Below are 18,133 nucleotides of genomic sequence, written 5' to 3'. Positions count from 1 at the left end.
GTTAGATCTCCAGCATTCGGTCCATCGCGACCTGTGCCAGCTCCTTCTCCTCGGGCGCGACTTCGATGACGTTGCGCTCGCGGCCTTCGACCAGTTCCTCCAGCACCCACGCGAGGTAGTTCGGGTCGATCTGGCGCATGGCGTTACAGTCCATGCAGGCGTCGCCACACAGCGGCACGACGTTCACCTCGGGGTGCCACCGCTGGAGGTGGTGCGTGAGGTGAATCTCGGTGCCGATGGCCCACGTCTCGCCGGTGTCGGCCTCGGCGACGGACTCACAGATAGTCGAGGTAGAGCCGGCCACGTCGGCGGCCTCGACGACCTCGCGACGACATTCGGGGTGGACGATGACGTTCGCGTCGGGGTAGTCCTCGCGGATGGACTCGATGTGGTGTTCGCGGAAGCGTTCGTGGACCTGGCAGTACCCTTCCCAGAGAATAATGTCGTTTTCGACGGCGTCGGCGGCGTCAGTCCCTTCGACGTCCCAGGGGTCCCACTCGACCGTCTCGTCGGCCATGCCGAGCCGGTGGGCCGTGTTCTCGCCGAGGTGCTTGTCGGGGAGGAACAGGACTTTATCGCCCTTCTCGAAGGCGTACTCGAAGGCCTTGTGCGCGTTCGAGGACGTACAGACCAGCCCGCCCTGCTCGGCACAGAATGCCTTCAGGTCGGCGTAGCTGTTCATGTACGTGATCGGGATGATCTCCTCGTCGGTCGCCGCGGTCAGTTCCGCCCACGCGGCGTCGACCTGCAGCGCTTCAGCCATGCCAGCCATCGGACAGGATGCTTCCATCGACGGGAGAATCACGGACTGGTCGTCATCCGTGATGATATCCGCCGACTCGGCCATGAACGTCACACCGCCGAAAACCACGTAGTCGGCGTCGGACTGGGCGGCCTCCTTCGAGAGCTGGTAGGAGTCACCGATGAAGTCGGCGTGTTCGACGATCTCCTGGCGCTGGTAGTTGTGGCCGAGGATGACCACGTCGTCACCGAGTTCGGCGAGCGCGCTCTCGATGCGCTCAGTCCGCTCGGCTGCTTCGAGGTCCCGGTACGCCGGCGGGAGCTGCTCGAGGTTGTCGTACTTGAAGAGGCTGAGGTCCGTCTCGAACGCGGCGGTTTCCATTTCGGGCACGATGTATCCACCTGTGGGTACTCACACTTCGGAACTACTTCGTGAAAAGATTTTATCTTCAAAGAAGCAAGTTGGTGGTAAAGAAAATTGTATAGGGAGTATTGGTGGCCGACTAAGTTCTGTTGGCAAAATTGGTGGCAACTACAATTCTGTTTCCGGGATTGGTGGTGTATCGATTTGGATATCCGGATTTGGCGACCATTCCGGTTCTATATTCCGTATTGTCGAATCATGTTGTATGTTATTAAGTGGCAAAAATAGGCTGATTCGATACCGCTGTCTGTTCGAATCAGTCGCTGGCGTCGAACACTACGTCGCCGTCGCTGACGGTCAACGCAACTGCGATATCCGAAATTTCGCCGTCAGGCACCGCCCACGGAGAGGCCGATAGCACGGTGAAATCCGCGACCGAGCCCGGCGTAATCGTACCCATCCGATCCTCGTCGAAGCCCGCGTACGCAGCACCGCTGGTGTACGCCCGGAGCGCCTCGTCGACTGTCAGGCGCTGCCTCGGTTCCGGCGCGGTCACGGCCTGCTGGACGCCATACAGCGGTGAGAGCGGCATACAGTCGCTCCCGAAGGCCAGTTGTGCGCCGGCATCAACGAGGTCGCGGAAGCGGTTCGTAAGCCCGCGACGCTCGCCGAGGCGCTCGTCGTACAGGCCGCCCGATGTTGCCCAGCGATGGAAGTTCGGCTGGGCCGAGACGACCAGCGGCGACGCAGCCAATCGCTCCACTAACTCGCCTGTGAGGACTTCGGCGTGTTCGACGCGATGGCGCTCGTCCGCGGCGTCGACTGACTCGATAGCCGAAAGCAGGGCGTCGATGGCCGCGTCGCCGATGGCGTGGGCGGCGAACTGGAGGCCCGCGTCGTCGACTTCTGACACGAGTCTCCGGAGGGCGTCCGGATCCGTCCGCCACTCGCCGACGCCGTCACCGTCGGCGTAGGGGTCCCGGAGCCGCGCGGTTCCGGCCCCGAGTGACCCGTCGATGTACGTCTTGATTGCGCCTGTCCGGACCCGGTCGCTCCCGTGGTTCGTTACCAGTCCGAGTTCCCTGACCGCATCGAGGTGATCAACCCAGTAGTTGAGTCGGACCCGCAGCGAGAGTGTGCCCTCGGTGTCTAGGTCGCGGTACACCCGCGGGGCGTGTGACTGCCGCACCATGTCGTGGACGGCGGTGATCCCCTCTGAGAGCGCCACCTCCTGTGCGGCCAGCAGGTACTCCCGGGTCTGTGTGTAGTCGGGCGCGATAGCGTCGAAGACGGCCTCGGCGGCTTCCTCGACGAGCACGCCAGTCGGGGCTCCGTCCTCGGTCCGAACGCCGTCGTCGGGCAGGTCCAGTACGTCTAGCGCGGCGTGGTTTACCGACACCGTGTGGATGTCCTCGCGCGCGGCCGCAACCGGGCGCTCAGCGCTCACCCGGTCCAGCGTCGCCGCCCGCAGCAAGTCCCCGTCCCAGTCGCTCTCGTCGTAGCCAAAGCCGAGTATCCACCCCTCGCCGTCGTCGGCCGCCAGCAGCCGGTCGATGCAGTCGGCCGGGCCGTCCGCCCCGGCGAGGTCTGCCTCGACTGCACGCCGGCCGACGATGTCCAGATGCGTGTGGGCGTCGACGAAGCCGGGCAACAGGACCCCACCGCGACAGTCGACGGTCTCGGCACCCGCCGTCGAGAGTTCGTCCGGGTCGCCGACGGCGGTAACCGTGCCGTCCTGTACTGCGACCGCAGACGCCGGCTCGTCGCCGGACAGCGGTCGCACCTCACAGTTCGTGAATACGCGGTCGACCATATGGAACCCCCGAACGGCGACTGCAAAACCCTTGGCCCGCCAAGAGCAACTGTTAGGAGTCCCGAAGCCACACCGGTCAGTATGACCGACTCCGACGTTATCGCGCTCGCAGAGCGCGTTCGTGACGGTGAGTTGCGGCGCTACGAACTGGAAGACCACGCCGACCCCGACACTGCAGCGGCGGCCCGCAGGCATCTGCTGGCCGAGGAGACCGGCGCGGACCTCTCTGCGGTCGGCGACTACACCTTCGACGCCGCCGACGCCGAGAGCAACATCGAGAACATGGTCGGCGCGGCGCAGGTCCCGATGGGCGTCGTCGGCCCGCTGCCCGTCGACGGCGGGGCCGCCTCCGGCGACCACCATCTCCCGCTGGCGACCAGCGAGGGCGCGCTGCTGGCCTCGGTCAACCGCGGCGTCTCGACCATCCGAAACGCTGGCGGCGCGACCGCTCGCGTCCTCAAATCAGGGATGACGCGCGCGCCGGTGTTTCGCGTGGAAGACGTGGCCGAGGCCGGCGAGGTGTCGGCCTGGGTTCGCGAACACGTCGACACGCTCGCCGAGGCCGCCGAAGAGACGACGAGCCACGGCGAACTGCAAGACGTGACGCCGTATGTTGTCGGCGACAGCGTCTTCCTGCGCTTTTCCTACGACACCAAGGACGCGATGGGGATGAACATGGCCACCATCGCCACGGAGGCGGCCTGCGACGTTGTCGAGTCTGAGACGCCGGCCGACCTCGTGGCGCTCTCGGGCAACCTCTGTTCGGACAAGAAGCCTGCCGCGATCAACGCTGTCGAGGGGCGGGGCCGCACTGTCGCCGCCGACGTTCTCATCCCGCACGAGCAAGTCGAGGACCGACTCGATACGACCTCCGACGCCATCGTCGAAGCGAACACCCGAAAGAACCTCGTCGGCTCCGCCAAAGCTGGCGCGCTGGGGTTCAACGCCCACGCCGCCAACGTCGTCGCCGCGGCCTTCCTCGCGCTCGGGCAGGACATCGCGCAGGTCGTCGAGGGGAGCAACGCCATCACGACGGTCGACGCCCGCGAGGACGGGCTGTACGCCTCGGTCACCATCGCGTCGCTGGAGGTCGGCACCGTCGGCGGCGGGACGGGGCTCCCGACCCAGTCCGAGGCGCTGGATGTACTGGGGTACAGCGGCGGCGGCGACCCTGCCGGGAGCAACGCCGACGCGCTTGCGGAGGTCATCGCCGCCGGTGCGCTAGCCGGTGAACTCTCTTTGCTTGCGGCGCTGTCCTCGCGCCACCTCTCCTCGGCCCACGCCGACCTCGGGCGGTAGGATCGGCTTCCCGGCGGGACACTCTCACTGCCGACGCTGACTCACCAGAAAGCCGGCCCCCGCGACGAGTACGACGACGCCGGCGAGCAGGAGCGCCTCCTGTCCGAGTAGTGGACCCAGCACAAGCAAGGCCCACGCCACGGCAAAGATACCGTGGGCGATAGCGAACAGTCGCCGGCCCCGGCGAGCGAACACGACCGTGCCCAGCGCGAACCCGAGTGTGAGGACGACCGCCGACAGCGCGACGGGACTCACCTGCAACGAGCCGACAGCGACGGGTTCGACGACCGGCGTGAGCAAGAACAGCAATCCCGAGAGGCCAACGAGTGTCCCGACGGCGACCGGGCCAGGCTCGAAATCCAGTGTCGCGGTCATAGGAGCCGGTACTGCCCCCGGCTTTCCGATGCCTCGCCCGCCCGAACCAGTTTCTGCAGTGCTTTCCGGGTGTACGACGCCGGGACGCCACGCTCCTCGGCGTAAGCCACGACATCGGCCTCGGTCGGCTGGTCAAGGTTCCGCAACGCGCTCAGGACGGTCTCCTTGCGGCTCGACCCGCTGGCCGCCCCCTGTTCGGCGCGGTCGGCGGCCGCCGACACGGCGTCAGTGTCGACCCCCGAATCTTCGAGATACGTCTTGTCGTCCACACCCGCGTCGTCGACCTGTCGCTCCATCTCGGCGTAGGAATCCAGCTCCGCGAAGGCGTCGCCCTCCCCCTGCCGGTTCGCCAGCATCGACGCCCGGACCTCGCGGGCGTGGGCCTCGTCGTCCGTCTCGACGAACTTCCGGCGCTTTTCGTGTTTCCGGCGCGTGCCACACCGCGGGCACTGCGTCGTCTCCGGCCGCCCCTCGGTGACCCACAGCGCGCTGCAATCGCTACACCCGACGACCGCGTACATACCTCTCTGTCAGGGCCGGACGGTACTGAATCCACCGACGTTCGATGCCGGGGGACGAAGGCTTAGGTGCGGTGGACCAGACATAGCCGAGCATGGAAGAAGTGCCACAGGCGGCCTGTGAGACAGTCGAAGCAGTCGACGGCGTGCACCTGACACAGCTGGCCGTCGGAGAACAGATGAGCGTCCAGCAGTTCCATATCGAGCCCGGCGCGGCTGTCCCGGAACACAGCCACCGCCACGAGCAGGTCGGCTACGTCGTGAAAGGGACCTTTACCTTCCACGTCAACGGGGAGGAGTACGTCATCGGCCCCGGAGACTCCTACGTGGTCCCGAGCGAGGAACCACACGAGGCGCGCAACGACGGTGAGGAGCCCGTCCGCGGCATCGACGTGTTCAGTCCGCCCAGACCGAACCCGGACTGGCAAAACTAACCACAACTGTTTGACTCCTGCATCCGTATGAGTGCCAATGACGCGGGCAATGGCTGCCGCTGTGGCGCTCGCGCTCGTACTCGCCGGCTGCTCGGGGTTCGTCCAGCCGGACAGCCCCGAGACGGTCACGCCGGTAGCGGTGCCGACCGATGGGGCCGGCTATCCGCCGGGCGTGAGCGACGACGCAGTGGTTCCATCAACGCTGGCCAGCGCCCACGCGCGGACGCTTGCGACGACGAACTACACGCTGGTCACTCGACAGCGAGTCACCGACAGCAACGGAACGGTGCTCCGGCGAACCAACCACACGCGCTACGTCGCGGCGAACAAGACGTATGCAGGGCAGTTCCGGCAGAACGGCACGGAACTGAACACGTTCACGACCCGCATCGACTACTGGACCAACGGCTCCATCGTTGCGGCCCGGTACGACAATCGAGCGAACCGGCGGAATCAGGTCACGTGGCCAGTCCGCGACGACGGCCCGGTCTCGGACCTCTCGGAGCGTCGGACGATCCGTGGGATCGGGGGAGCCGTCGATCTCTCCGTTGCCGACCGGAGTGACGCCGGCGTCGCCCTCGTCGGGACTCGTTTCACGAACCCCGACAGACTCCGCACGCCGCTGTTCGTGAGTGAGCCTCACAACGTCTCCGTCCGGCTCCGCGTCAATCACGACGGCACCGTTTCGGCGTTTCGGCTGGTTTTCGACGCTCAACGAAGCGACCAGCTGGTCCGTGTCACACAGGAGATGCGGCTACAAAATGTGGGGTCAACGACAGTAGCACAGCCGGAGTGGGTCGCAAATACGACCCAGCGGTCGCTTCGGGAATGACCGGCCGCCCGCAAAGACCACGCTCAGGCGCTACCGAATGCGGGCAGGACTCGGCGCGAGGTGAGCGTATAGCCGGCGTACAGGAGGACCAGCCCCATGTACACCTCCCAGGCAGCGAACGCCGAGATGCCGCCGGACAGGTCGGCGAGGGCGGCCTGTTCGGTGAGTGCCCCGCCGACGGTTAGTCCGACTGCGAGAAGCGTCGAGAGCAGGAGTTCCAGTAGCTCCGGAATCGATTCTGTAGCCATGTGTGCCCGGATATCACTGCAAACCGCTTGTAGCTCTTTCGATCCGAGAGAGCTTAGTAGGCCCACGAGAACGGACCTGTATGAGCCAGAACTGGAACGCGGACTACGCGACCCTCGCAAAGCGCGGGTTCATGCTCGGGGCAGGGCTGTTCCTCCTCGGCATTGCGGGGGAGATCGCTGGAAGCGCCGTGCTCGGGACCCTTCCCGCCTGGGGCGACACGCTGCTGGTCGACATGGAACTGCTCGGTATTCTCGTCGGACTCCTCGCGCCGCTCGTGTTCGGCGTGGTCCTGCCGCTGACCGAGTAACGCTTCTCGGACCGGATCCCCAGATAAAAAACGACTCCCGAGCTACGGCCCCGTTCTCCTGACAGTATCTCTGCCCGTCTTGCCAGTCTCGGACTGGGGGCGTGATAAAAAAGTAGATTTCGGGTAGTCTGCGTGACTCGGTTATGCGAGCTTCTCGATATTCTCGACGACCTTCTCGGCGAACTCGCTGGTGGCGAGCTTCGTGCCGCCCTCGATCTGGCGTTCGAGGTCGTAGGTGACGTTGCCCGAGGAGATGGTTTCCTCGACGGCGTCACGAACAAGCTGGCCAGCGTCCTTCCAGCCCATGTATTCGAGCATGAGGCGGCCGGAGAGGATCATCGCAGTCGGGTTGACCTTGTCTTCGCCGGCGTACTTCGGGGCGGAGCCGTGGACCGGCTCTGCGAGACAGCGGGCCGAGCCGAAGTTCGCACCGGGGGCGATGCCGAGCCCGCCGATCTGCGCGCCGGCGGCGTCGGACATGTAGTCCCCGTTGAGGTTCATCGTCGCGATGACGTCGTACTCGTCGGTGCGGGTCAGGAGCTGCTGGAGCATGTTGTCGGCGATGCGGTCGTTGACGACCAGCGCGTCGTCGGGCGCTTCACCGTCGTACTCGTCCCACAGCTCGTCCTCGGTGATGACGTTCTCGCCGTACTCCTCTTCGGCGACCTCGTAGCCCCAGTCGCGGAAGGCACCCTCGGTGAACTTCATGATGTTGCCCTTGTGGACCAGCGTGACGGAGTCGCGGTCCTCTTCGAGGGCGTAGTCGATGGCCTCGCGGACGAGGCGCTTGGTCCCAAACTCGGTGATCGGCTTGACGCCGATGCCGACCGGGCCGTCGTGGATGGTCTCGTTGAAGTTCATCTCGTCCTCGACGAACTCCTTGACCTCCTCGACTTCGTCGGTGCCGGCTTCCCACTCGATGCCGGCGTAGACGTCTTCGGTGTTCTCCCGGAAGGTGACCATATCCATCTCCTCGGGGTCTTTGACCGGTGACGGGACGCCATCGATGTGGTAGGTCGGGCGGACGTTCGCGTAGAGGTCGAGCGTCTTGCGGAGCGCGACGTTCAGCGAGCGGAAGCCAGCACCGACTGGTGTCGTCAGCGGGCCCTTGATAGCGACGTTGAACTCTTTGATGGCCTCGACGGTGTCATCAGGGAGGTTCTCGTCGTACTTGTCCCGGGCGGACTGGCCGGCGTAGACGCGCATCCAGGAGATGTCACGACCGGTGGCGTTCGCGGCGGCTTCGAGCACCTTCTGTGCGGCCGGACCGACGTCCGTTCCGATACCGTCCCCGTGGATGATCGGGATGATCGGGTTCTCCGGAACGTCGAGTTCGTCGTCCTCCGTGACCTGAATCTGCTGTCCCTCGTCGGGAACCTCCACTTTGTCGTAGTCGTAGCCCATATTCCGCCAATTGACAGTCGCCCCTAAAGGCGTGCCGCTTTGCCTCAGACGTGGTAACACAGTGCGTAAAGAAAGGTCACGACCGCACGCCGGCACGTCACTATCGCCATGCGGAGGTGATATGCCGTTCGTGTGTCAACGGGGCTATATGCACGTCATTGTCCACGGCGGCGCGGGCAGTCCACCGGAGTCACCGGCGACTCGGCAGGAAACCCTCACAGACGCCGCTGAACAGGCAGCGGAGGCGGAGCATCCGATGAATGCGGTGCTGGCCGCGCTTCGGCCCCTCGAATCCGACCCGGCGTTCAACGCTGGCGTCGGTGGGGCCGTCCAGAGTGACGGCGAAGTCCGGACTGACGCCGGATTGATGACCCGCGACGGTCAGACCGGGGCAGCGTGTGCAATGTCTGGCGTTGTACACGCTACGGACGTGGCCCGTGCTGTGGCAACTGAGACGCCACACGTCCTCCTTGCCGGCGACGAGGCTGTCGAGTTTGCGGCGGGCTCCGGCGTCGAAACCGGTCGCGACCTCACGACCGCAGAGACCCGACAGCGATACGAGCGTGCGAACCCGCCCGACGGTGGCCCTGCCGACCATCTCGACTGGGTCCGCGAGCATTTCAGCGGCACTGACACTGTCGGCGCGGTTGCGACAGACGGGGATCGGCTTGCGGCGGCGACCTCGACCGCCGGGCGCTGGTTTGCGCTGGCGGGTCGGGTCGGTGACGTTCCCCAGATCGGGGCTGGCTTCTATGCGGACGACCGCGGTGGTGCGAGCGCGACCGGCGAAGGAGAGGCCATCGCCCGATTCGGGCTGGCTCGCCGCGCCGTCGAACTGCTTGACACGTACGGCCCGCGGCAGGCTGCTGAAGAAGCTATCGCCGAGTTCGAGGACGCGACCGGCGGGCGTGCTGGCGTGATCGTTCTCGACCGTGCTGGCCATACCGGGGCTGAACGGAACACCGCCGCAATGCAGACCGCGCGGAGATAGCCAGAGGGAAACCCCTTTGCCCGCCACCGACTAACCGGCGTGCATGACTGACGTGGACTTCGATTCCGAGCAGTACGAGAAATGCCGCGAAGCGGGCGAAATTCTGGCACAGGTGCGCGACGAGGCGGCCGAACGCGTCGAGGTGGGCGTCTCCCATCTCGAAATCGCCGAGTGGGCCGAGGACAAGATCCGGGAACTGGGCGGCAAGCCGGCGTTTCCGGTGAACATCTCCATCGACGAGGAGGCGGCCCACGCCACGCCGGAGCGCGACGACGACGCCACCTTCGGCGAGGAGATGGTGAACCTCGACATCGGTGTCCACGTCGACGGGTGGCTCGCCGACACCGCGGTGACGGTCGATCTGTCCGGACAGGCCGAACTCGCCGAAGCCCCCGCGGAAGCCCTAGACGCCGCGCTGGACGTTGCTGGCCCGGGTGTCGACGTGGGGCAGATCGGTGCAGCCGTCGAGGATGTCATCGAGGGGTACGGCTACAACCCCGTCGTGAACCTCACCGGCCACGGACTGGGCCACTGGGAGCAGCACACGTCGCCGAATATTCCGAACCGCGAAGTGGCACAGGGTGCGACGCTCGACGTGGGCGACGTTGTCGCCATCGAACCGTTCGCTACCGACGGCCGCGGCAAGGTACAGGAAGGGGCTGACGAGGAGATCTTCGCCCTCGAGCGCGAGGGGTCGGTCCGGAACCGACAGGCCCGACAGGTCCTCGAACAGATCACCGAGGAGTACCGCACACTGCCGTTTGCCGCCCGGTGGCTCGACTCGCCGCGAGCGGAGATGGCGCTTCGCCGCCTGAAACAGCAGGACATCGTCCACGGCTACCCAGTACTCAAAGAGCAGGACGACGCGTACGTCAGTCAGAAGGAACACACCGTCATCATCACCGAGGACGGCTGTGAAGTGACGACGCGCTCGCGGTAGCGGACGCCAACCTCGAACCCGCGGGTGATACCGGACTACTGTTTTCGAGCAGCAGTGCTACCGTTCTGAGAATCGTATGAAAGGTGGGGTGTGTGGCCACGCAGTCAGAAACCGCGTGGCGTATGGAAACGGGTGGGTGGGGGGTGTGTGGCCACGCAGTCAGAGACCACGTGGCGTATGGAAACGGTGGGGTGGGGGTGTGTGTAGCCACGCAGCCAGAGACCGCGTGGCGTACGGAAAGGGTGGGGTGTGTGGGATGGTCAGGCGTTGTTCATCCGCGTCGACGTGGTTGTGCCACAGATCTGACACTCGCTGACCCGGTACGGCTCTCGGGAAAACGCCGCGTTCTCGCGTTTATTTGACTCCGTCTGTATCTGGACACGCACGGCGTGTGGTGTCTCACGGTCACACGTCGAACAGTGTTCAGCCATGTCGACGCCGTCGTTTATCGCTGCCATCCATCTGAAACAAGCCGGGTAGAGAGTATAAAAACCACCTTCAGTTCTGGTCCGTTCAGCACTGTTTATCACCAGACGGCGACCGATTTCAGTCGATTACGGCCACAGATGCGACGAGAACGTTTAACGACTGTCCTACAGCCACAGAAACCGGTCTCTCCGCATGAACGGCCAACGCTTTTATATACTACCTTTGGCGTATCAGTCCTGTCGTTTTTGCTGGTGGGTCGACAATCAGGGGTATGGACAAGGTGTTTGCGCCGTGGCGCATCGAGTGGGTCGAACGCGAAGGGCCAGACTCCGATGTCGACTGCGTATTCTGTGCGTTTCAGGCACAGGACGACGACCGGGCGAACAACCTCGTGGCGCGAAGCGACCACGCCTTTGTCCTCCTGAACAACTACCCGTACAACCCCGGGCACGTGATGGTCATTCCTCACACCCACACCGGCGATTACGGTGACCTCGACGACGAAACCCTGCTCGACCACGCCCGACTGAAACAGCGGACCATCGATGCTCTCGAAACTGCGCTGTCCCCGGACGGGTTTAACGCCGGGCTGAATCTCGGCGGCTCGGCGGCCGGCGGCTCGATTGACGACCACCTCCACACTCACGTCGTCCCGCGGTGGAACGGCGACACCAATTTCATGCCGGTCATCAGTGACACGAAAGTCATCGTCGAAGCCGTCGAAGAGACGTACGACCGGCTCTACACTGCGTTTGCGTCACAGGACGGAACAACCGTTCCCGAAAACGGGGCTGTCCGAATCGACTGAGGCGGCCGTACCCCCGCCGGGAACTGCGCCGCTGTCGAAGCGGCTTTGACGGCGGCCCGACAACGGGGGAGCAATGTCACGCCGCGCGACGCTCAGGCGGGTTGGGCTGCTCGTTCTCGGCGTCAACCTTCTCCTCGTGCTGTTGAAAGCCGGCGTCTGGTTCACCACCGGAAGCTTCGCCGTCCAGTCCGAGGCGATCAACAGCGCCGCCGACACCGCCTACTCGCTTGTCATCGTTGCTGGGCTGTACCTGACGACGCGCCCGCCGGACTTCGAGCACCCCCACGGCCACGAACGTATCGAGCCGTTCGTCTCCCTGTTCGTCGCCGCGGGTATCTTCGCCGCTGGCGGGTTCGTCCTCTGGAACGCCGGCACCGCCCTGTTGACTGGCAACATCGCCGTGACACAGGGGCCGGCTGCCGTACTCGTGCTCGCGTTCTCGGCCGTCGCGAAGTACGCCCTCTACCGCTACTGTCTCCGCGCGGGCACGAACCGTAACTCCCCGGCGCTCATTGCGACGGCGAAGGACAACCGCAACGACATCCTCACCGCGGGCGCGGCGCTGGTCGGCGTCGGTGGTGCGATGGTCGGCTACCCTATCGCCGACCCGCTGGCCGCACTCGTCGTCGCCATCGGCATCATCTACACCGGCATCGAGGTCGTCCAGGAAAACGTCACGTATCTCGTCGGCGGCGCACCGCCGGAGGACCTCCGGCGCGAAATCCTCCGCCGCGCGCTCGACCACCCGAAGGTCCGCGGCGCACACGATGTCATCGCCCACTACGTCGGCCCTGAAATCGACGTGAGCCTCCACATCGAGGTGGAAGGCGACCTGACGCTGTTCGAGGCCCACGACATCGAGACGGCAGTCATCAAGTCCATCGAGGAGCTTCCGGAGGTCGACGACGCGTTCATCCACGTCGACCCGAAGGAACTCGGGGAGTGGAAAGACGACGAAGAAGTAGAGCGGCTTGCCGATCTGGAGTGACGTTTTAGTAGTTGCCGTGCCATCCGATAGCATATGGGTGACGACTCATCACGTAGCTGGCTCGCTCTTGGACGACTGTTGTTCGGCTTCGGCGTCGCTCTGCAGGCAGCCGAGGACTTCCGTGACATGGAGGACGCTATCGAGTACGCTGAGTCAGCGGGCGTCCCCGCGCCGGACCTGCTGGCCCCGCTGGCATCGGGGATGATGCTGGTCGGCGGGCTGGGGACGGCATTCTGGCGGCTCCCACGGGTTTCGACCGGTGCGGTCGCAACGTTTCTGGCCGTCGTCACGCCGACGATGCACGACTTCTGGAACGCCGATCCGGATGACCGTGGCGGCGAACGCCTGGCCTTCTTCGGGAATCTCGCAATGTTCGGCGCGGCGGTGACGTTCCTCCGCGAGGCCTACAGCGGCGACTGAGCAGCCGGTCGTTCTGGCTGAAAATCTGGGCTGCCGACCCGCTCAGTCCGCGACCTGCGCCCGTTCGACCGGTTCGCCGAAGGCGTACACGGTGTTGTGGCTGGTAATCTCCACGTCGACCGTGTCGCCGACCGCCAGCCCGCGCTCCTGTGCGTCGGCGATGACGACCTGCCGGTAGGCCTCGTCATAGCCCACCAGCGACTCGTCGGTGCCGTCCTCGACGAGCAACACCGACGAGGTGCGGCCGACCATCTCCTCGTAAGCCTCGGCCATCAGCTCCATCTTCGCCTCGCTCATCTCCTTCGAGCGGTCCTTCTTGACCTGCCCGCCGAGGCCCTTCATGTCGTCGGCGTCGGTGCCGGGCCGCTTCGAGAAGCGCGTGACGTTGATTTTCTCGGGGCGGGTCTCGCGAAGCAGCGCCATCGACTGCTCGTGGTCGGCCGGCTCCTCGGTCGGGAAGCCGACGATGAAGTCCGTCGATAGCGTCCAGTAGTCCAGCTTGTCGTCCAGCGTCTCGACGACCTCCAGATACTCCGAGACGGCGTGCTGGCGGCGCATGTCGGCCAGTACGTCGTCACTACCGGACTGGACCGGCGCGTGGATGAAGTTGTACAGTTCGTCGTGTTCGGCAAACACCGCCGCGAGTTCCTCGCGGACGCCGTGGAGGCCCTTCGGGTTCGCCATCCCGACGCGAACGCGGAACTCGCCGTCGATGTCGGAGCAGATGCGGTCGAGTAGCTCCGGTAGCAGACTCGTTCCCTGGTTCCGGTCCCAGCCGTAGACGCCGGTGTCCTGGCCCGTGATGCGGATTTCCTTCGCGCCGGCGTGGACCAGCGCGCGGGCCTTTTCGACGTTCTCCTCGACCGAAGGCGACTCGATGCGACCGGTCGCCTGCTTGGTGATACAGTACGAGCAGTCCGACATACACCCCCGGGCGATGGGGAGGATACCGACGACGCCGTTGAGTACCGTCTCCGTGTCCGGTGTGATTGTCGGGCACTCGCCGTTGAGGACGTACTGGGGCACGTCGTCCCAGTGGAGTACCTCGGCATCGATGTCGGCGCGCTGGAACTCCTCGCCCTGTGCGAGCGCCATACAGCCCGTGATGACGAGGTCCGCCGGGGTTTCGTTATCGAGTTCTTTGGCCCGTGCGAGCATGTTGCGTTCGGTCTTTTCAAGCACCGTGCAGGTGTTGAGGATCGCCACGTCGGCGGACTCCGGCCCGTCAGCGGGGTGGTGCCCGCCCTCCCGGAGCGCCTGCTCGATCTGCTGGGTCTCACCTCTGTTCGAGGTGCACCCGTACGTCTCGATGTGATACCGGGCCATTCATCCAGATACTATCGCCAGGACGGCAAAAGGGCGACGGATTGGACCGGTCAGTAGCCGTCAGCTGTGTCTGTGTCGTCCGGGTCTGTTTCCGGTTCGGTCACGGTTTCGCCTGCCGTTTCGGCCTGCCACTCCCGAACGATGGTATCGCCGCTGGAGGCCCCGATTCGCTCGGCTCCGGCCTCAAACATCGCCTTTGCCTCGGTCCACGACCCGACGCCACCGCTGGCCTTCACCGGGAGGTATTTGCTGAGAATCTCCACGTCGTGGACCGTTGCGCCGCCCTCGCTGAACCCTGTCGCGGTCTTGAGGTAGGCCGCGTCGGCGTCTGCGACGAGTTGCCCGACCCGTTCGAGTTCCTCGTCGGAGAGCAGTGGCGCTTCGACGATGACCTTCACAGGAACTGGGACGCTGGCGACGATCTCGGTGATGTGGTCCCGGACGGCATCGTCCTCGCCGGCCTTGAGCAAGCCAACGTTGCACACCATATCCAGTTCGTCGGCTCCGGCGTCCCAGGCCAGTTTTGCCGCCTGACAGACGCTGTCGGTCTGACCCTGGCCGTGCGGGAAGTCGATGACGGCTGTGAGCGGGACGTTCGCGTACTCGGTCGCAAGCGGGAGCGCCCACGGTGGGATGCACGCCCGCATTCCGTACTGGAGCGCCTCGTCGAGGCAGGTTCGTACGTCGTTCGGTGTCGTCGTCGGACCGAGGACCGTATGCTCGATGCGGTCTGGTATCTCGTCCATACCGCGGGGTGACACGTGGTGCCCACGTAAAGACGGCGGGCGGCAGGCGGTGGGAGCTACTGTCTTCCCGTACTCGCTGTTCGATGATTGTCGCTCAGGCTGCGACGATATCGTCGGCCTCGTTCGGAAGGTTTTCCCTCATCGGAGTCGGCGTGGGGGACATGATACTGCCTTCGGGGTTGGCGCTCCCGCCGCTTGAGTACACGGTGGCGCTTCTTGCGGGTACACTCGTGGTGACCGCGCTGTTGTACGCCCTCGAACCACCGATCGACCAACGAACCGTGGTCGCCCTGACGCCGTGGATGGCCCTCGGCGGCGCGCTCCACGCGTTCCATCAGCCACCGATTGAGGCCTACAGGCCCGTGGTCGCACCGCTGTTTGGCGCGCCGGCGGTGTATCTCACGACATTCGTCACGCTCGGTGTCGTCTGGATCACGCTGACGCTGTTCAGCGTCCGACGCGGCCACAGCGAGACGATATCGCGCAATCTGGGATACATCGGTATCGGGCTTCTGACCGTGTTGCTTGTCATCGCCGTCGTGATGGCACTGGAGTCCGGCCTGCTTGGACTCATCTGGCCCACCGTTGCTGTCGTCGTCGCAACTGTCGTCACTGCCGTGACGGTGCTTGCAGTCGCACTGTGGCGGACACCGGTGGTCGTTCGGATGCGCTATGCGGCCCCGACGGTCGTGTTCGCGCATATGCTCGACGGCGTCTCGACGGCGGTCGGCGCCGACGTTATCGGCATCACGGAGCGAACACCGATCCCGGCCCGCATCATGGAGTTCGCTGGCACGCTCCCCACAGCGTCGTATCTCGGCAAAGGCTGGCTGTTCGTGTTCGTCAAACTGCTCGTGGCGGTTGCGGTCGTCTTCCTGCTGGACGACTATCTCGAAGAGGAGCCCGTCGAAGCAAGTCTCTTGCTCGCGCTTGTGACTGCCGTTGGCATCGGCCCGGCCACGAACAACATCGTCCTGTTTCTGTTCAGCCCGGTCTGAGTGGGGCTACTCCGCAACCGAATCGCCGAACCCCTCTTGCCGTTCCCGTTCAAGCCGCTGACACCCGAACACGAGTGAGTCTGGAAGATCCGTCGCATTCGATTGCAGCGATTCGAACACAGTGGCAACCTCACTGAACCGCGGGCCGCGACCGGCAACCAGTGGCTCCTTTTGCCACGTTATGAACCCATAGTCGGACAGCAGCGGCAGGTGGCAGTGGTACAGCTCCTGGCGAAGGATTTCCGGATCCTGCGGGACATTAGGGTTTACCGCGCTCTCGGGGAGGGGGACTGTCGCCTCAGGGTGGGCGTCTAACAATGCGACGATGAGCTGCCGGCGCGGCTCGGCGCTGACGGATCTGAAAACTTCGTCCCAGCGTCTGATCACCTGCTTTCCGTTCTGGTACCGTTGCTGTGTCATGGTGTAACTTATAACATTTTTTCACACGACGACATATATATTATCGTGATGCACTGTGTCAGGTGAGCCGATCCCGGAGGATATCTACCTCCGGTCGCGCCGCCCTGACCGGATGGCACAATCCTCATGGGCATCGCGAGCAAGAGAGACACGTGCTCGAATACCCCATCACGCAGTGGGCGGCCGTCTGTGTCGTCGCCGGCGCGGTCGTCGGCCTGCTGTTGAACATCCCGATGGTGACACAGGACAGGGGGTATCTGCCGGCGTACGTCGCTGGGGCCGGACTGACTCGCGCCGACCCGGCCGCGGTGAGTCGGCCCCTCGCCGTCGCTGTGCATCACGGTACTGCCTTGATTGCGGCGCTGTTGTACGGCGCGGTCGTTGCGGGCCTCTCGTTTGTCCTTCCAGCGGCGCTCTCGCTCAACGGCGTCCCGTTGATACCCCACCTCGTCGGTGTCTCAGGCGTTTCAGCGTTCATCTACTACTTTTTCGCGCGGATCGCCATGCCTCGATTCGGCGGCAGCGTCCGGAACGATGCAGACGAGATCATTCGACAGTGGGCACTCACGGCGTTTATTTTCGGGACGGCGCTCGCGCTGTTCATCCCGGTGCTCGTCGCCTGGATGTGAGCTACGTGTCTCCGGCCCGCTTCGAGAGGTTTCTGTAGGCCCCGAGATACAGGAAGACGGTGGCAAGCAGCGCGAACGGAACGACGAGGGTCCACGAGGGGCCGTCCGGCGTTCCCGCGCCGACGGTGTAGCCGGTCAGCAGTCCGAGGACGACTCCGGCGGCGATGGCGATACCCGCCGGCCCTCGCATCCGTCTGTCGAACAGCGAGATATCGTCTGCCATACGTCTCCCCTATCGGGCGTCCTACCTCACTGTTGCGACCGACGGGAATTCACTGACTACTAAATAGTTCCGTGCGACTGGCCGGTATGGCGAAACAGCCGCATCTACTCGTCGAACCGGGTGACCTGACAGACATCGCGCTCGTGCCGGGTGACCCCGGACGCGTCGACCGCATCGCAGGCCTCTGTGACGACCACGAGGTCGTCGCCGAGAACCGCGAGTACAAACTCGTCAACGCGACCTACGACGGCCGCGAGCTAACCATCTGTTCGACCGGTATCGGGTCGCCGTCGACGGCCATTGCCGTCGAGGAACTGGAGGCAGTCGGCGTCGAGACGCTCATCCGCGTCGGAACGACCGGCGCGCTTCAGGAAGGCATCGAAATCGGCGATATGGTCGTCGCCAACGGCGCTGCCAAGGACGAGGGAACGTCCCAGCGCTACGAATCCAAGTCCGTCCCGGCCGTCCCTGACTACGACGTGCTCTCGTCGCTGGTCGACGCCGCCGAGGCAAACGACGAGGACGTTCACGTCGGCCCCATCGCGACGGACGACGCCTTCTACGCGGAGACGGACGAGTACATCAACGACTGGGAGGACGCCGGCCTGCTCGCCGTCGAGATGGAGGCCGCCGCGCTGTTCTCGCTGTGTCGTCGCAAGGGCCTGCGCTCGGGCGCTATCTGTACCGTCGACGGCAACCTCGTCGAGGGGACACAGAAGGGCGAAACCGAGGGCGAAGAACTCCCCGAGAAAGCCAAGAACAACGTCGAGCGCGCCATCGAAATCAGTCTGACGGCGGCCGCGTCGCTGTAGGCACTGCCGCCGCTGAACGCGCATGAGCAGCTAACCCCGCTACTTCCCGGCGGAGGGCTTAACAAAT

The 18,133-nt window shown here is 64.7% G+C and carries 23 protein-coding genes; 12 read left to right on the top strand and 11 right to left on the bottom strand.

The genetic code is table 11. The features are described 5' to 3' along the window. Position 1: 1 nt before the first annotated feature. Both nadA and AMS69_RS01105 read right to left on the bottom strand, forming a co-directional pair. Positions 2-1,123, bottom strand: coding sequence for a quinolinate synthase NadA (gene nadA, locus AMS69_RS01110; protein WP_202904516.1), 1,122 nt, complete (start codon positions 1,121-1,123; stop codon positions 2-4). Positions 1,124-1,421: 298 nt separating this feature from the next. Continuing rightward, positions 1,422-2,918, bottom strand: coding sequence for an amidohydrolase (locus AMS69_RS01105; RefSeq protein WP_053966258.1), 1,497 nt, complete (start codon positions 2,916-2,918; stop codon positions 1,422-1,424). An 81-nt stretch (positions 2,919-2,999) separates the two neighbouring features. Here AMS69_RS01105 and hmgA point away from each other — a divergent pair, with 81 nt between their 5' ends. After that, on the top strand, positions 3,000-4,217 hold the full coding sequence (hmgA, locus tag AMS69_RS01100; RefSeq protein WP_053966257.1) for a hydroxymethylglutaryl-CoA reductase (NADPH): 1,218 nt from the start codon (positions 3,000-3,002) through the stop codon (positions 4,215-4,217). Positions 4,218-4,241: 24 nt separating this feature from the next. Here the strand turns inward: hmgA and AMS69_RS01095 are convergent, their stop codons facing one another. Next, the gene (locus AMS69_RS01095) at positions 4,242-4,592 is read right to left on the bottom strand and encodes a hypothetical protein (protein WP_053966256.1); all 351 of its coding nucleotides are present in this window, start codon (positions 4,590-4,592) and stop codon (positions 4,242-4,244) included. Continuing rightward, positions 4,589-5,113 (bottom strand): DUF5817 domain-containing protein, encoded by a 525-nt coding sequence (locus AMS69_RS01090; protein WP_053966255.1) that lies wholly within the window; start codon positions 5,111-5,113, stop codon positions 4,589-4,591. Before AMS69_RS01090 ends, AMS69_RS01095 begins: the two co-directional genes overlap by 4 nt. Positions 5,114-5,205: 92 nt before the next feature. Here AMS69_RS01090 and AMS69_RS01085 point away from each other — a divergent pair, with 92 nt between their 5' ends. Both AMS69_RS01085 and AMS69_RS01080 read left to right on the top strand, forming a co-directional pair. Further along, positions 5,206-5,544, top strand: a complete 339-nt coding sequence (locus tag AMS69_RS01085; RefSeq protein ID WP_053966254.1) for a cupin domain-containing protein — start codon at positions 5,206-5,208, stop codon at positions 5,542-5,544. Positions 5,545-5,581: 37 nt separating this feature from the next. Continuing rightward, on the top strand, positions 5,582-6,376 hold the full coding sequence (locus tag AMS69_RS01080; protein WP_053966253.1) for a hypothetical protein: 795 nt from the start codon (positions 5,582-5,584) through the stop codon (positions 6,374-6,376). A gap of 23 nt (positions 6,377-6,399) precedes the next feature. Here the strand turns inward: AMS69_RS01080 and AMS69_RS01075 are convergent, their stop codons facing one another. Next, positions 6,400-6,624 (bottom strand): hypothetical protein, encoded by a 225-nt coding sequence (locus tag AMS69_RS01075; RefSeq protein WP_053966252.1) that lies wholly within the window; start codon positions 6,622-6,624, stop codon positions 6,400-6,402. Positions 6,625-6,704: 80 nt separating this feature from the next. On the opposite strand from AMS69_RS01075, the gene AMS69_RS01070 reads away from it, so the two are divergent. Further along, the gene (locus tag AMS69_RS01070) at positions 6,705-6,932 is read left to right on the top strand and encodes a DUF7860 family protein (protein ID WP_053966251.1); all 228 of its coding nucleotides are present in this window, start codon (positions 6,705-6,707) and stop codon (positions 6,930-6,932) included. 141 nt (positions 6,933-7,073) lie between these two features. Here AMS69_RS01070 and icd read toward each other — a convergent pair whose 3' ends face one another. After that, complete coding sequence (icd, locus tag AMS69_RS01065) at positions 7,074-8,336, bottom strand: isocitrate dehydrogenase (NADP(+)) (RefSeq protein ID WP_053966250.1); 1,263 nt, start codon at positions 8,334-8,336, stop codon at positions 7,074-7,076. Positions 8,337-8,484: 148 nt separating this feature from the next. Between icd and AMS69_RS01060 the strand changes: the two genes are divergently transcribed. Both AMS69_RS01060 and map read left to right on the top strand, forming a co-directional pair. Continuing rightward, complete coding sequence (locus AMS69_RS01060) at positions 8,485-9,327, top strand: isoaspartyl peptidase/L-asparaginase (RefSeq protein ID WP_053966249.1); 843 nt, start codon at positions 8,485-8,487, stop codon at positions 9,325-9,327. Between the two features lie 43 nt (positions 9,328-9,370). Then, the gene (map, locus tag AMS69_RS01055) at positions 9,371-10,267 is read left to right on the top strand and encodes a type II methionyl aminopeptidase (RefSeq protein ID WP_053966248.1); all 897 of its coding nucleotides are present in this window, start codon (positions 9,371-9,373) and stop codon (positions 10,265-10,267) included. A gap of 260 nt (positions 10,268-10,527) precedes the next feature. Here map and AMS69_RS01050 read toward each other — a convergent pair whose 3' ends face one another. After that, positions 10,528-10,725 carry a DUF7835 family putative zinc beta-ribbon protein gene (locus AMS69_RS01050; RefSeq protein WP_053966247.1) on the bottom strand — a complete coding sequence of 66 codons (198 nt, stop codon included), beginning with the start codon at positions 10,723-10,725 and terminating at the stop codon, positions 10,528-10,530. 242 nt (positions 10,726-10,967) lie between these two features. Between AMS69_RS01050 and AMS69_RS01045 the strand changes: the two genes are divergently transcribed. From AMS69_RS01045 to AMS69_RS01035, 3 genes are all read left to right on the top strand, one after another. Continuing rightward, the gene (locus AMS69_RS01045) at positions 10,968-11,504 is read left to right on the top strand and encodes an HIT family protein (protein WP_053966246.1); all 537 of its coding nucleotides are present in this window, start codon (positions 10,968-10,970) and stop codon (positions 11,502-11,504) included. A 73-nt stretch (positions 11,505-11,577) separates the two neighbouring features. Continuing rightward, a complete protein-coding gene (locus tag AMS69_RS01040) occupies positions 11,578-12,492 on the top strand; it encodes a cation diffusion facilitator family transporter (RefSeq protein ID WP_053966245.1) in 915 nt (304 codons plus the stop codon). Between the two features lie 33 nt (positions 12,493-12,525). Next, a complete protein-coding gene (locus AMS69_RS01035) occupies positions 12,526-12,912 on the top strand; it encodes a DoxX family protein (RefSeq protein ID WP_053966244.1) in 387 nt (128 codons plus the stop codon). A gap of 42 nt (positions 12,913-12,954) precedes the next feature. Here the strand turns inward: AMS69_RS01035 and AMS69_RS01030 are convergent, their stop codons facing one another. Then, positions 12,955-14,238, bottom strand: coding sequence for a tRNA (N(6)-L-threonylcarbamoyladenosine(37)-C(2))-methylthiotransferase (locus tag AMS69_RS01030; protein WP_053966243.1), 1,284 nt, complete (start codon positions 14,236-14,238; stop codon positions 12,955-12,957). Between the two features lie 50 nt (positions 14,239-14,288). Further along, entirely contained in the window at positions 14,289-14,984 is a 696-nt protein-coding gene (gene deoC / locus AMS69_RS01025; RefSeq protein WP_053966242.1) for a deoxyribose-phosphate aldolase, read from the bottom strand. Between the two features lie 161 nt (positions 14,985-15,145). Between deoC and AMS69_RS01020 the strand changes: the two genes are divergently transcribed. Continuing rightward, the gene (locus tag AMS69_RS01020) at positions 15,146-15,982 is read left to right on the top strand and encodes a DUF63 family protein (protein WP_053967006.1); all 837 of its coding nucleotides are present in this window, start codon (positions 15,146-15,148) and stop codon (positions 15,980-15,982) included. Between the two features lie 6 nt (positions 15,983-15,988). On the opposite strand, the gene AMS69_RS01015 is transcribed toward AMS69_RS01020, so the two are convergent. Then, on the bottom strand, positions 15,989-16,402 hold the full coding sequence (locus tag AMS69_RS01015; RefSeq protein WP_053966241.1) for a hypothetical protein: 414 nt from the start codon (positions 16,400-16,402) through the stop codon (positions 15,989-15,991). A gap of 152 nt (positions 16,403-16,554) precedes the next feature. Between AMS69_RS01015 and AMS69_RS01010 the strand changes: the two genes are divergently transcribed. Beyond that, complete coding sequence (locus AMS69_RS01010; protein WP_202904504.1) at positions 16,555-17,031, top strand: hypothetical protein; 477 nt, start codon at positions 16,555-16,557, stop codon at positions 17,029-17,031. Between the two features lies 1 nt (position 17,032). Here AMS69_RS01010 and AMS69_RS01005 read toward each other — a convergent pair whose 3' ends face one another. After that, positions 17,033-17,254 carry a hypothetical protein gene (locus tag AMS69_RS01005; protein WP_053966240.1) on the bottom strand — a complete coding sequence of 74 codons (222 nt, stop codon included), beginning with the start codon at positions 17,252-17,254 and terminating at the stop codon, positions 17,033-17,035. Positions 17,255-17,340: 86 nt separating this feature from the next. Here AMS69_RS01005 and AMS69_RS01000 point away from each other — a divergent pair, with 86 nt between their 5' ends. Continuing rightward, positions 17,341-18,066 (top strand): nucleoside phosphorylase, encoded by a 726-nt coding sequence (locus tag AMS69_RS01000; protein ID WP_053966239.1) that lies wholly within the window; start codon positions 17,341-17,343, stop codon positions 18,064-18,066. Positions 18,067-18,133 lie beyond the last annotated feature (67 nt).

Origin of the sequence: Haloarcula rubripromontorii (assembly GCF_001280425.1) — an archaeon.
Lineage (GTDB): Archaea > Halobacteriota > Halobacteria > Halobacteriales > Haloarculaceae > Haloarcula > Haloarcula rubripromontorii.
Note: the sequence above shows the minus strand (reverse complement) of the source record. Positions and strands in the feature narration are given on the sequence as shown.

Bases quoted from the DNA above. Each gene is read 5' to 3' on its own strand.
- AMS69_RS01020 (WP_053967006.1), top strand. From the start codon at position 15,146: ATGATACTGCCTTCGGGGTTGGCGCTCCCGCCGCTTGAGTACACGGTG.
- nadA (WP_202904516.1), bottom strand. From the start codon at position 1,123: ATGGAAACCGCCGCGTTCGAGACGGACCTCAGCCTCTTCAAGTACGAC.
- AMS69_RS01070 (WP_053966251.1), top strand. From the start codon at position 6,705: ATGAGCCAGAACTGGAACGCGGACTACGCGACCCTCGCAAAGCGCGGG.
- AMS69_RS01035 (WP_053966244.1), top strand. From the start codon at position 12,526: ATGGGTGACGACTCATCACGTAGCTGGCTCGCTCTTGGACGACTGTTG.
- AMS69_RS01085 (WP_053966254.1), top strand. From the start codon at position 5,206: ATGGAAGAAGTGCCACAGGCGGCCTGTGAGACAGTCGAAGCAGTCGAC.
- AMS69_RS01015 (WP_053966241.1), bottom strand. From the start codon at position 16,402: ATGACACAGCAACGGTACCAGAACGGAAAGCAGGTGATCAGACGCTGG.
- icd (WP_053966250.1), bottom strand. From the start codon at position 8,336: ATGGGCTACGACTACGACAAAGTGGAGGTTCCCGACGAGGGACAGCAG.
- AMS69_RS01045 (WP_053966246.1), top strand. From the start codon at position 10,968: ATGGACAAGGTGTTTGCGCCGTGGCGCATCGAGTGGGTCGAACGCGAA.
- AMS69_RS01000 (WP_053966239.1), top strand. From the start codon at position 17,341: ATGGCGAAACAGCCGCATCTACTCGTCGAACCGGGTGACCTGACAGAC.
- map (WP_053966248.1), top strand. From the start codon at position 9,371: ATGACTGACGTGGACTTCGATTCCGAGCAGTACGAGAAATGCCGCGAA.
- AMS69_RS01095 (WP_053966256.1), bottom strand. From the start codon at position 4,592: ATGACCGCGACACTGGATTTCGAGCCTGGCCCGGTCGCCGTCGGGACA.
- AMS69_RS01060 (WP_053966249.1), top strand. From the start codon at position 8,485: ATGCACGTCATTGTCCACGGCGGCGCGGGCAGTCCACCGGAGTCACCG.
- AMS69_RS01040 (WP_053966245.1), top strand. From the start codon at position 11,578: ATGTCACGCCGCGCGACGCTCAGGCGGGTTGGGCTGCTCGTTCTCGGC.
- hmgA (WP_053966257.1), top strand. From the start codon at position 3,000: ATGACCGACTCCGACGTTATCGCGCTCGCAGAGCGCGTTCGTGACGGT.
- AMS69_RS01050 (WP_053966247.1), bottom strand. From the start codon at position 10,725: ATGGCAGCGATAAACGACGGCGTCGACATGGCTGAACACTGTTCGACG.
- AMS69_RS01090 (WP_053966255.1), bottom strand. From the start codon at position 5,113: ATGTACGCGGTCGTCGGGTGTAGCGATTGCAGCGCGCTGTGGGTCACC.
- AMS69_RS01105 (WP_053966258.1), bottom strand. From the start codon at position 2,918: ATGGTCGACCGCGTATTCACGAACTGTGAGGTGCGACCGCTGTCCGGC.
- AMS69_RS01080 (WP_053966253.1), top strand. From the start codon at position 5,582: ATGACGCGGGCAATGGCTGCCGCTGTGGCGCTCGCGCTCGTACTCGCC.
- AMS69_RS01005 (WP_053966240.1), bottom strand. From the start codon at position 17,254: ATGGCAGACGATATCTCGCTGTTCGACAGACGGATGCGAGGGCCGGCG.
- AMS69_RS01075 (WP_053966252.1), bottom strand. From the start codon at position 6,624: ATGGCTACAGAATCGATTCCGGAGCTACTGGAACTCCTGCTCTCGACG.
- AMS69_RS01030 (WP_053966243.1), bottom strand. From the start codon at position 14,238: ATGGCCCGGTATCACATCGAGACGTACGGGTGCACCTCGAACAGAGGT.
- deoC (WP_053966242.1), bottom strand. From the start codon at position 14,984: ATGGACGAGATACCAGACCGCATCGAGCATACGGTCCTCGGTCCGACG.